The organism is Lacinutrix cladophorae, assembly GCF_053604645.1.
The window spans coordinates 603,213-615,682 of record NZ_JBSHNR010000121.1 but is presented as its reverse complement, the minus strand read 5'-3'; the positions used below and the strand labels follow the sequence as shown (position 1 = coordinate 615,682).

Below are 12,470 nucleotides of genomic sequence, written 5' to 3'. Positions count from 1 at the left end.
AACTAGATGTGTGACTTTAGTTTTAAAAAAGCCTCAGGTAGATTGTTTGAGAGTGTATCTATAACCTTTATCATGAGTTGTTTTTGATTTTTTGTTGGCTTAATTCCTTTAAGTGGTGCTTTAATTTCATCTAACAAACGAGAAGAATTTATTTTTCCTTCCATGTACCTAGAAAGCGATATACTCCATGAAATATTAGGAACATAATTACTTTGTTTTTGTCGCTCGCTTTCTTTTTCTATAAGATTAAATTTAGTAGAAAGCTTAAGTACTTCTTCATACTTTTCTTGTATTACCAAAACATTTATATACGATGTAAAGAAGTGATGCCAACGATGTTTAATCACCTCTTTTTTATATTTCATTAAAAACGTTTTAGCTGTAGCTTCGGCAAGTTTATTGTTTTTAAGCTCCGACAAAACACGAATTTGATACGAACAATAACCTATCTTTTGATGATAATTATGTGTTTCTTTATACAATTCTTGATAGGTTTTTAATAAGGCAAATGCTTTTTTTGGACTATTATTTCGCAATAGTATAGCCGATAAATTATTTAAATACATGAGCGTATCATTGTTATTTTGCCTAATAGACAAATAACCATAGAATTCGGCTTCCTTAAATTCATCTTGCTTAGAGTGCAACAAAACGCGACTCGCGTAATAATTAGAAAGTATGCGCCTAGAGTACATTTCACCTTGACTAAAATAATAATCAATCTGGTCAAAAATACTTTTTAACTTATTATTTTCGTTATAATTCGTGTAAATAAAAGCAAGTAAAACAAAGGCTTGGTACCTATTTTTACCGTCCATATTTTTATTATTAAACACATCCAGCAACCACGTTTCTAAATGCTTGGTCTCGTTATTATTTAACGTATATTGATTGGTAATTTCTGTTGTGGCAGTATATAGTTTTTCGTTAATCTCTTTAACTTCCATATAATTCACTTTATATGTCTCTATAAAATCTGCAATTATTTGATGGTCTTTATAGCGCATTCGCACCAATAAATATGATTTATATTCTTTGGCTAAATCGTATAAATTTTGAAAATTAAATTCAATATTCTTATAAGAAGAAATGTAATGAAGAAATTCTTTTTCTTCGCTAGATGCAATAGCATCCGTTAGTATTTTTTGTTTAAGAGACATTAGCCACCCAATGGTTGCATCGACATCGATACTTGCTAATTTTTTTTCAACCCAATCTTTAAGGTAGGAGTATTTTCGTTTATTAATAGAAGTATCAAACGCAATAAACTCTTCTTGAGATAACGCATTAGTTATTAATAACTGAATTATTTGAAGTTTTTCAGGATCCGTAAATTGATACCTATTTTGAAGGTACTTCGCTTCATTTGGCAGAATGGTTTTACTAAATTCAGTGAACTTCTTAAGCTTTGTTTTCATCATATACCAAATGAAATTTATATATTAAATACGGATTCCTTTTTAATTAGCAATAAATTGATCAAAAAGCTTATTAACTTCGGCTGCTTTTTCAAATTGCACAAAATGACCAGCATCTTCAACAAATGACACGTTTACGTTTTCTATTTTTTCGGAAGCTATTTTACCAACATCCGCTATAGTTAGTGTAGGATTTAAATAGCGATTAGGGATAAGCATATCTTTATTTCCAAAAACAACTAATGTCTTTTGCTTTATATGTTCTAAATCGTTAAAAACAGGATCATTAAGCATGCCTGAAATGCTATTAACAATTGCAGTACAATGTGCATTAAAATCGGAAGCCAATTTAATTCGTTTTCGATCTTCAATCATCTTTGAAGTATCTTCTGGTAACGCATAAAAGTTTAAGGCATAGTTTTTTTCAATTTGTGCATCTGTAGTGTTTTTTACCATATCAACTGTAAAAAAGCTTTTTAGCATATTTGCTCCAGCTTCCGAAAACTGTTCTAAACCAGCAGGAGCAACAAGAATTAATTTTTGAACATCTGTTTTATAAGTTGTAGCTAACTTAACACTTGCTTGTCCTCCCATAGAATGCCCAATAAGAATTACATTTTTTAATTCTAATTCATCAATAAATTGGTGTAAAATTTCAGCGAAATAACTCGGTGTATAAGTTGCTTCTGGTTTTGCCGATTTACCATAACCCGGCAAATCTAAAGCAATACATGTGTATTTTTCTTTTAGCGAAGCAATGTTTTTAGACCATGCGTCCGAATTACTACTCAATCCATGCACAAACAAAACTGTTTTTTCTCCATTACCTTCTTTAATATAGCTTATTTCGGTACTGTCTATCAGTACTGTATGCGATTTAAAATCATATTGAGAAATTATTTCTTTCATAAGTTTGTCTGATTTTTGCGAGAATATAGTTGTGATAAATAAAGTAAAAACAAAGAATAACATCAATTTTTTCATGATTGTGATTTAACGGTATTAAAATATTTAAATAATTTTTTTCTAGACACCTTCCCTATACTTGTTAAGGGTATCTCTTCTAGAATAAAGAGGTACTTAGGATGTTTAAAAGCCACTAGGTTTGCTTTTAAACTTTCTCTAATCTCCATAACAGAAAGCTGTTTGTTTGCTGTAGTTACAAACGCTATGCCACACTCTCCCCACTTCGCATCTCTAACACTTAAGACCACGGCTTTTTTTATATCTTTTATACGCTCTAATTGCACCTCTATTTCTTGTGGATAAATATTTTCACCTCCAGAAATATACATGTCATTTTTACGTCCTTTCATATATAAAAAACCCTCCGCATCACTATACGCAAAATCTCCTGTAAACAACCAGCCTTTTTTAATTTTACTATTTGTTTTTACCGAATTATTCCAATAGCCAGGAGTTACAATATTGCCTTTTATACAAAGTTCTCCTACCTCATTTGCTTTGACTTTGTTCCCGTTTTTATCTACGATTTTTAAATCTAAATAAAAATTTGGCTTCCCAATCGAGTTTGGCTTAAGTTCTGCCATTTCATGATGTAGAGATGTTATACTGGGCCCAGCTTCTGTTAAACCATAACCAGGTCTGATATGAATGTTTTTTTTTGTTTTCCAAAAACGCACTAGCTCTGAAGCCACTTTCTCTCCACCAGAAATAATATATCGTAATTTCTTTAGATTGACATCTTTAAAAACGGATGTTTTCTGCATCATTAATAACATCGTAGGTAAGGCCATAAATAAAGTGGTTTTATTAAGCTCTAAAAGGCACAGTATTTTTTCGGCATCAAACTTTTCAAGCATTCCAATATGTGCACCTTTGTGTAATAAAGGCGTAATAAAAACATTCCAACCAGATGTGTGATATGGAGGCAAGGTATTTAATGTAGAATCTCTAAACGTTATACCTAATTGCATAGAGGTGTTTAGGCTATTCCAGAAAAGCATTTTATTAGTATAAATAACACCTTTTGGATCTCCAGTAGTTCCTGAAGTATAAAAAATAAATAAAGGATTATCTTCTTTTATTGAATATGTTTTTTCTTGGGTATTATCTAAGGTATTAACTGTAGCTTGAAAATACGATTCTAATTTATTAAAAGGTATATTTTTAATATTTTGAATTGGTAATTGCGCTGCTTTATCTTGATGATTATCATTATAAATAAATAAACTTGGTGTACAGTCTACAATTAACTTTGCTATTTGATTAATTGGTTGGCGATAATTTAAAGGAACTAGTATAACTCCCATACGTTGACAAGCTACAAAAAGCACAATATACTCTAGGCTGTGCTCGGCTAAAACAGCTATTCTATCTCCTTCTTCTAAATCTAATTCTATTAATTTATTAATTAACCTATTGGCATACCTATGCAAATCCTTATACGAGTAACTTTTATTTGCATCGTAGGATGTTATAGCAATTTTTTCTGGGGTATAATCGGCCCATTTGGCTGTCCAATCTAATGTGTCCACTTTTTATTTTTTAAATCTAATTTATAAAATATATAACCTACTAATACAGAAACTACAATACCAATTGCAGCAGAAACACCTGGGTTATTTACCGGCTCTTGCATGTATGGAGTAATTCTTCCGTAGTAAATACCAAAATGAACAACAATTGCTGTTATACTAGCAATAAAAACAGATCTAGTAGAAACGTTATTTAAAAATGTTCCAAAAAGAACTGGAACAAATGCAGCAGCAAAGTATGCATACACACCATTTTGAGCAAAAATTGCCACACTTACATTTGGGTTTTTAATTTGTTGCCAACTAAGCAAAAAGCTTACAACACCAAGAACAATAATAACTACTTTATTAATAGAAATTGTTTTATCTGTAAACCTATTTTTAAACAAAGGGTTAATAATATCTGAAGTAATTGTTATAGATAAAGATTGTATTAAACTTTCTAAAGTAGATAGTCCTGCAGAAATTAAACCTACAACAATAACTAGCCCAACACCTATGGAAAACTTGGTAACTACATAGGTTGGTATAATTTCGTCCATTCTAAGTTTTTCTCCATTAACCATAAAATCTGGAAAACTAATTCTTGCATACAAACCTACCACAACCACTAAAAAGAAAACAATCATAAAAGCAATACCACTAAACAAATAGCTATTAATCTTACTAGCGTCTTTTAATAATAAAGATTTTGTTATGATGTGTGGCTGACAAACAACAGCAACCCCTATAACGATTTGCGTTGCAATGATTTCAAAATAATCTCGAAAAAGAAAACTGGAAGCGTTTGTTGGTTTTGTTAAATTTGGATCAATAGTATCTAATTTGTTAAAAAATCCAGTAATACCATCCGAGAAATATTCAGAACCAGAACTAATCAAAATAATCGCAACTATAAACATAATTATTGCCTGTATGGTATTGGTGTATACCATAGAATTAGCTCCACCATACATCATATACCCAAAAACAAACACGGTAATACCTAAAAGAACATAAAAAGGATCTGCATTTAATGATTTGGAAATAACCTGAGTAAGCCCAACATTAATAAGAACAATAAAAGTAATAAGTAAGAGCGCAATAATGCCAAAGAAAAATGCATAGTTTTTACTTTTATAACGTTTACCAATCCATTGTGCCATCGTTGTAGCTTTTACTGCATTACCTTGTTTAACAAATCCTTTTGTAAACACAATTAGAGAAACAAAAGCAGCAATTGGTAGTACTACTGCAAAAGAAATCACACCAGAAAGACCATAGAGCGCTATAAATCCTGGATTAATAATAAAAGTAGCAGCACTTGTCATTGAAGCTGCCAAAGATAGACCAACAACCCAAGAAGGGAAGCCAATATTACCTACAGCATAATCTTTAATACTTGTATTTTTCCTTGCACCTCGTACAACGAAAAACAATATTACAGCAGCATACACTGCTAATAAAATCCACATATAGGTCACTAACTTATCTGATGCTATCATTTATATTTTTGTCTTTAAAAACAAATAACAAACTTTATATTATTTTGATTTTAAATATTTATCTTAATAAAGGTATGACTTTTACAAATTAAAACACAAAAACAATCAAACACATTGTTTTATTAGTAAAAACAGATTATGTGACTTTTACATCAACAACTATTATTACAGGAATATTATTCGTAATCCATTTTATCTTTTTTAATTATAGCGCATAAAAAAACACCTTTACTTAAAAAGTAAAGGTGTTTTAGTGTGTTTATAAAATAAAATTCCTAAGCCTCAAAAGGCTCAATAGAAACATAAGATCTGTTATCTTTTTTCTTTGTGAATTTTACTAAACCATCAACTTTAGCATGTAAAGTATGATCTTTTCCTTGGTATACATTTTCACCAACGTGGTGTGTATTACCTCTTTGTCTTAATATGATATTTCCAGCAATAGCAGCTTGTCCACCAAATATCTTAACACCTAAGCGTTTTGATTCTGATTCTCTACCATTCTTCGAACTACCAACTCCTTTTTTATGAGCCATTGTCTTAAGGTTTTATTTGTTATACTTAAAGTAGTTAGCGATTAAGCTTTACCACCATCTAATTCATCTTGCCATTTCTTTAACTCATCCCACTTACCATCAGCAGCCATTTGAGCTTGCGCTGGCCAAGTATCTGTTACGTGGTTACCACGAACACCTGCAATGATTTCAGAAATTTTTGCTGCATCCGTTTTAGCTAATTCAGCAAAAGTTGCAATTCCTGCTTCTACTAAAGTAGATGCAATTTTTGGTCCAATACCTTCAACTTTCTTTAAATCATCAGCTTTACCTGTTGCTTTTTTAGCAGCTGGTTTTGCTTTAACTTCTGTTTTTGGAGCAGCTTTTTTAGCTGGAGCAGCTTTTTCAGCCTTAGCTGGTTTAGCTCCTGAAGCTACAATGCTTTCAATTACGATTTCAGATAAAGCTTGTCTGTGTCCATTTTTAACACGGTAACCTTTTCTTCTTTTCTTTTTGAAAACAATAACTTTATCACCTTGAAGGTGCTTTAAGACTTTTGCACTTACTTGTGCTCCGCCTATAGCTGGGGCGCCTACAGTTACATTGCTACCATCTGCAATTAAAAGAACATTGTCGAAAGATATACTCTTTCCTTCTTCTGTTGCTAAACGGTTAACAAAAACTTTTTGGTCTTTTTCAACTTTAAATTGATGCCCTGCTATCTCTACAATTGCGTACATAGCGTAACGTTTTTATTAATTAATTTATATAAAATAATCTCATTTTCCTTAGAAAACGGATGCAAATATACTTCTAATTTATTAAACCACAAACGTTTTATTAGTTTTGAATGATATAATTTTAATTTTCTGAATTTGTTAACAAATACCATTTCGTGATTGATTACTTTTGAATACCTGTAACTTTTAATTAAAGATACAGACAAACTATTAAATCTTTAAACAAACACACAATGAAAAAACGCATTTTGGCTTTAACTTCTTTATGCATCGCTGGTTTTACAGCAACTGCTCAAGAAGTTAAGTATGAAGAGTACGATTTAGATAACGGCATGCATGTTATCTTACACAAAGACAACTCTGCACCTGTAGTAACAACTTCTGTAATGTATCATGTTGGAGCAAAAGACGAAAATCCTGAAAGAACTGGTTTTGCTCACTTTTTCGAACACCTTTTATTTGAAGGAACAGAAAACATTGCACGTGGAGAATGGTTTACTATTGTTAGCTCTAACGGAGGAAGCAACAATGCCAACACCACTGACGACAGAACATACTACTACGAAGTGTTCCCTTCAAACAGTGTAGAGACTGGCTTATGGATGGAATCGGAAAGATTAATGCACCCTATTATTAATCAAATTGGAGTAGATACACAAAACGAAGTAGTTAAAGAAGAAAAACGTTTACGAGTAGACAATTCACCTTATGGTAAGTTTTTTGAAAACGTTAAGAAAAACATGTTTAAAAAGCATCCTTATCGTTGGACAACCATAGGAGAAATGGCTCATTTAGACGCTGCAACTTTAGAAGAATTTCAAGCATTTAACAAAAAATTCTATGTACCAAATAACGCTGTTTTAGTGGTCGCAGGAGATATAGACGTTCCTTCGGTAAAAAAAATGATCCAAGACTATTTTGGACCAATTCCTAGAGGTGAAGAAATTATTAGAAACTTTCCAAAAGAAGACCCAATTACAGCTCCAATTACAGCTACTGCTTACGATAGCAATATTCAAATCCCTGCTATTGTAGCTGCTTACAGAACTCCTTCTATGAAAGAAAGAGATGCCTATGTTTTAGATATGCTTTCTAGCTATTTAAGTGACGGGAAATCTTCAAAACTTTACAAAAAACTAGTTGACGAAAAGAAAATGGCTTTACAAGTTGGCGCATTTAATAGTAGTCAAGAAGATTATGGTACGTATATTTTATACGGATTACCTTTAGGTGATGTAAAACTTGAAGACGTTTTAAAAGAAATTGATGAAGAGATTTTAAAAGTACAAAATGAGTTAATCTCAGAAAGAGATCACCAAAAACTTCAAAACAAATTTGAGAATCAATTTGTAAATTCTAATTCTAGCGTAGAAGGTATTGCAGGTTCTTTAGCAACATATTACATGCTATACGGTGACACCTCTTTAATCAATAAAGAAATCGACATCTACAGATCTATTACGAGAGAAGATATTCAAGCGGTTGCTAAAAAATACTTAAATGCAAATCAGCGATTAGTAATGGAATACTTACCAAAAGAAAAAGATCAATAAAATAAAAACATATAAAATGAAGACTAAAATACTTACCATATTAACATTGTTTTTAATGTCTCTTGGCGCAGAAGCACAAGTAGACAGATCTAAACAACCAAAAGCAGGTCCTGCTCCTAAAATTGCATTAGAAGTTCCTGGAGAATTCGAGCTACCAAACGGATTAAAAGTCTTAGTAGTAGAAAACCATAAATTACCTCGTGTTTCTTACAGTTTAACCATAGACAACAAACCCGTAAAAGAAGGAGATATTGCAGGAGTTTCTGGATTACTAGGAAGCATGCTTGGAAATGGAACTACAACAATCACTAAAGATGCATTTAATGAAGAAATAGACTTTTTAGGTGCAAGAATGAGCTTTAGATACAATGGAGGTTACGCTAGTTCTCTATCTAAATATTCGGATAGAATTTTAAAACTAATGGCAGATGCTGTTAAAAACCCTTTACTAACAGAAGAAGAGTTTCAAAAGGAAAAAGAAAAAGCTATTGAAGGTTTAAAGTCTAATAAAAAAAGTGTAGATGCAGTAGCTTCAAGAGTAGGAAGCGCATTAGCTTATGGAACACATCATCCTTATGGAGAATTTGTAACCGAAGAAACTATCAGTAAAGCAACACTTAATGATGTTAAAACTTTTTATGACAGATATTACACGCCTTCTAATGCATATTTAGTTGTTGTTGGCGATGTAGATTACACAACCATAGAAAGGCAAATCAAAAACTACTTCTCTTCTTGGGAAAGCAATTTAAATGTAGTTTCGACAGTTCCAGAAGCAATGCCAAATGTTAAGTATACACAAATTAGTTTTGTAGATATGCCAAATGCCGTTCAATCTAACATTTCTTTAACTAGCAATGTAGATTTAAAAATGAACGACCCAGATTATCATGCACTTTTAATTGCAAACAAAATCTTAGGTGGTGGATTTAATAGTTACTTAAACATGAATCTTCGTGAGGCTCATGGTTATACTTATGGAGCTCGATCTAGTATTGGAGCAGATAAATACGCATCTCGTTTTAAAGCTGGAGCAGCAGTAAGAAATGCGGTAACAGATAGTGCCGTTGTTGAAACTTTAAAAGAAATAAAAAGAATTAAAGAAGAACCTGTTTCTGCACAAGCACTAGAAAACGCAAAAGCAAAATATCTAGGAGACTTCGTTTTAGCCCTAGAAAACCCTCAAAACATTGCTCGCTATGCATTAAACATTAAGACAAACGACCTACCTAAAGACTTCTACACAACGTATTTATCAAAAATAAAAGCTGTAACTATTGAAGACGTAACTAGAGTCGCAAATAAATATTTTGGTACAGATAGCGCAAGAATTGTTGTGGTTGGAAAAGGTAGCGAAGTATTAGAGAATTTAGAAAAAATCACCTTTAACGGAAACAATGTACCAATTAAATATTATGATGCTTACGCCAATCCTGTAGAAAAACCAAACTACAACATAGAAATGCCTAGTGACATAGATGCAAATACGGTATTAAACAAATATATTAATGCTATTGGAGGAAAAGCAAATCTAGATAAAGTAAATTCTGTTTTTATTACTGCTGAAGCGGAATTACAACCAGGAATGATGATGAACCTTGAGCTGAAAAAAACGGCTAAAAACCAATTTGCTCAAGAAGTAATAGCAATGGGACAATCTATGATGAAAACCGTTATTGATGGAGAAACTGGATACTCTATTATGCAAGGACAACGTACCGATATGAATGCTGATGACGTTAAAAAAACTCAAGTAGAAGGATCTCCTTTTCCTGAAGTAAACTATTTAAATGGTGGCGTTACTTTAGAAAAAATAGAAGATGTAGATGGTGAAAAAGCATACAGAATTAAAATCTCTGAAGAGCAAACAAACTTTTATAGCGTAGAAACTGGATTAAAAATAAAAGAAGAAAAAGCTACTCCTATGGGAGCTTCTTCAATAACTTTTACAGAATACCAAGAGGTATCTGGAGTAAAGTTTCCTTTTAAAATGAATCAAACTATGGGACCTCGTAAATTTGATTTTATTGTAAAAGAAATTAAAGTTAACGAAGGTGTTACTGATGCTGATTTTGACTAGTCAAAATCTTTAAACAAAATAAAACCGAAGGTAACGCTTCGGTTTTTTTATGCTCTTTTTTGAGATAAATAAACACCAATTAATATAACACCAGAAGCAAAAGCTTGCAACAAACTAAACCCTTCTCCGTCTAAAATCCCCCAACCTAATGCCACAATTGGCATTACATACGTTACCGATGAAGCAAAGACAGGAGTAGACATTTGTACTAATTTATTAAAAAGTACTTTAGCTAAAGCTGTACCAAAAAAAGACAATAAAGAAACATACCATATAGACATGCCAAGTTCTGGCTTACTAAACGTCTCTTTGGTGAAAAACCCGGTACACAACAAAACCAATATTGCTGGAATAAAAATAACTACATAATTTCCTGTTGCAATAGCTAAAGGTTTAACCTCTTGCAAATACTTTTTAATAACATTTACATTTACGGCATACATTAAAGTGGAAGCAATAACAAATCCCGCATACATATAGTTTTGATGCGGATTCAATGCTGCTCCTTGTAAAATTAAAATTGCAGTACCTATAAAACCTATAACAACACCTAAAACTTGTTTTCTTGTAGAAGCTATTTTAAACACTGCAAAACCAAATAAAATAGTATTTAAAGGAACTAGTGAATTTAAAACAGAAACAACAGCACTATCGATTTCCGTTTCGGCAATAGCAAAGAAAAAAGCAGGAATAAAAGAACCAAAAAAACCTGAAATAGCAATCCATTTCCAATCTTTCTTTTTTATAGTTTTCACTGTTTTATACCCTGCTATAAACAAAAACAACCCAGTTATTATTGTTCTTAAAGCACCTAATTGATATGGATTTAAACCTATAAGCGCTTTTTTAATAAGTATAAATGAAGTTCCCCAAATTAGAGATAAAACAATAAGATAAACCCATTTTTTATTATTCTGAAACATGCATTACTTTTTAATAGCACAAAAGTGATACTTTTTAACACAATTTACAGCAAATAATTATTAGATTTGTAAACATTAGGATAACAAAAACTTATACAATGAAACAAATAAAAAAAATATTAGTTATTGCCGTAATTGCAATAATTACTTTTAGCTGTAAAAAAGAGACTAAAGCAGAAGTAGTAACGGTTGAAACAGAAACTGCGGTTAAAACTACAAAAGCAGCCTTAGACCCAAATGCAACATATGCAAAAGCTGAATTCACCATTGAAGGTATGACTTGTGCCATTGGTTGTGCAAGAACTATTGAAAAGAAATTAGCTAAAATGGAAGGCGTAAAATCTGCAAAAGTAGATTACGACAAAAAACTAGCAATGGTGGAGTACGATAATGCTAAAGTAACTACAACTTCTCTAGAGGAAACGGTATCTAAAGTTGGTGACACTTACACTGTTAAAGAAATGAAAACTGTAGAATCGTTTACTGCTAAAAAGGCATGTAGTGCAGATTGCAAAAAAGCATGTTGTGCTAAAGAAGGCGTGTCTTCAGATAAGAAAATGGCTTGTGCTGCAGATTGCAAAGAAGCATGTTGTGCCGATAAGACTAAAGCTTAAAACAATAAATAAATTGTTTTAAAAAAAAAAGCTTCTCATTGAGAAGCTTTTTTTTATTTCCAGGTAACAGTTTCCATGATTCGTTGTATATCTTTTTGTAGATAATTTGCAGCTGGAAGTATAGAGTCAAAATTTGGTTTTGTATAAAAATATAAGGAGCCTGTTAAAAAATGATCTGTACTATCTGTTACATAAAATTGGGATTGCGATGCAGCATTACCACCTACTTCATAAAACATTCCGTAAACTTTACGATCTTTATTTTCATAAGGTCTTTCTGCAATTTCATCTGCCTTTTGCGTGTGTTCTTGCGTAAAATTTTGGGCGTCTCGCAAATAAGAAACTAATTTTTCTTCGCTTTTGTTTATTGCTTTGTATGTTAAATAAATAGTTCCTTTTAAAGCTGGATATTCTAAATTAACACCATAACTATCAACACCACTTAGTTTCCTAGTCTTAACCTTTGTTGCCAATTCGTTTTTTTCAAAAGCAAACGGCATATTAAAGCTTGTTTCTTTATACTTAGGCTCGGGATATTCCAAACGTAGTTTTGCTGCTGGCTTAGGCGTTGTTTCTTTTCCGCAGGAAATTATTAAGAAACATAGCATAAAAGAGAAACGTATTAATATGCTATAATTTTTTATGTTATATTTCATAAAGTATTCT

Annotated in this window: 11 protein-coding genes; 3 read left to right on the top strand and 8 right to left on the bottom strand. The window is 31.8% G+C overall.

The window, feature by feature from the left end:
- Positions 1 to 2: 2 nt before the first annotated feature.
- The 6 genes from ACVC3Y_RS15670 to rplU form a co-directional block, all read right to left on the bottom strand.
- Entirely contained in the window at positions 3 to 1,421 is a 1,419-nt protein-coding gene (locus ACVC3Y_RS15670) for a hypothetical protein (RefSeq protein ID WP_303420819.1), read from the bottom strand.
- Positions 1,422 to 1,460: 39 nt separating this feature from the next.
- Entirely contained in the window at positions 1,461 to 2,327 is an 867-nt protein-coding gene (locus tag ACVC3Y_RS15665) for an alpha/beta fold hydrolase (protein WP_452227398.1), read from the bottom strand.
- A 71-nt stretch (positions 2,328 to 2,398) separates the two neighbouring features.
- On the bottom strand, positions 2,399 to 3,916 hold the full coding sequence (locus ACVC3Y_RS15660) for a class I adenylate-forming enzyme family protein (protein WP_303420821.1): 1,518 nt from the start codon (positions 3,914 to 3,916) through the stop codon (positions 2,399 to 2,401).
- Positions 3,904 to 5,400 (bottom strand): sodium/pantothenate symporter, encoded by a 1,497-nt coding sequence (locus ACVC3Y_RS15655; protein WP_303420823.1) that lies wholly within the window; start codon positions 5,398 to 5,400, stop codon positions 3,904 to 3,906. The genes ACVC3Y_RS15660 and ACVC3Y_RS15655 overlap by 13 nt, the downstream gene beginning before the upstream one ends.
- Before the next feature lie 275 nt (positions 5,401 to 5,675).
- Entirely contained in the window at positions 5,676 to 5,936 is a 261-nt protein-coding gene (gene rpmA, locus ACVC3Y_RS15650) for a 50S ribosomal protein L27 (protein ID WP_303420825.1), read from the bottom strand.
- A 41-nt stretch (positions 5,937 to 5,977) separates the two neighbouring features.
- Positions 5,978 to 6,634, bottom strand: coding sequence for a 50S ribosomal protein L21 (rplU, locus tag ACVC3Y_RS15645; RefSeq protein ID WP_452227397.1), 657 nt, complete (start codon positions 6,632 to 6,634; stop codon positions 5,978 to 5,980).
- A 233-nt stretch (positions 6,635 to 6,867) separates the two neighbouring features.
- Here rplU and ACVC3Y_RS15640 point away from each other — a divergent pair, with 233 nt between their 5' ends.
- On the top strand, positions 6,868 to 8,187 hold the full coding sequence (locus tag ACVC3Y_RS15640) for a M16 family metallopeptidase (RefSeq protein ID WP_303420829.1): 1,320 nt from the start codon (positions 6,868 to 6,870) through the stop codon (positions 8,185 to 8,187).
- Positions 8,188 to 8,203: 16 nt separating this feature from the next.
- On the top strand, positions 8,204 to 10,267 hold the full coding sequence (locus ACVC3Y_RS15635) for a M16 family metallopeptidase (protein WP_303420831.1): 2,064 nt from the start codon (positions 8,204 to 8,206) through the stop codon (positions 10,265 to 10,267).
- A gap of 47 nt (positions 10,268 to 10,314) precedes the next feature.
- On the opposite strand, the gene ACVC3Y_RS15630 is transcribed toward ACVC3Y_RS15635, so the two are convergent.
- Complete coding sequence (locus ACVC3Y_RS15630) at positions 10,315 to 11,190, bottom strand: DMT family transporter (RefSeq protein WP_452227396.1); 876 nt, start codon at positions 11,188 to 11,190, stop codon at positions 10,315 to 10,317.
- 98 nt (positions 11,191 to 11,288) lie between these two features.
- Here ACVC3Y_RS15630 and ACVC3Y_RS15625 point away from each other — a divergent pair, with 98 nt between their 5' ends.
- Positions 11,289 to 11,804, top strand: a complete 516-nt coding sequence (locus ACVC3Y_RS15625) for a cation transporter (RefSeq protein WP_303420835.1) — start codon at positions 11,289 to 11,291, stop codon at positions 11,802 to 11,804.
- Between the two features lie 53 nt (positions 11,805 to 11,857).
- Here the strand turns inward: ACVC3Y_RS15625 and gldD are convergent, their stop codons facing one another.
- Positions 11,858 to 12,460, bottom strand: a complete 603-nt coding sequence (gene gldD, locus ACVC3Y_RS15620) for a gliding motility lipoprotein GldD (protein WP_303420838.1) — start codon at positions 12,458 to 12,460, stop codon at positions 11,858 to 11,860.
- Positions 12,461 to 12,470 lie beyond the last annotated feature (10 nt).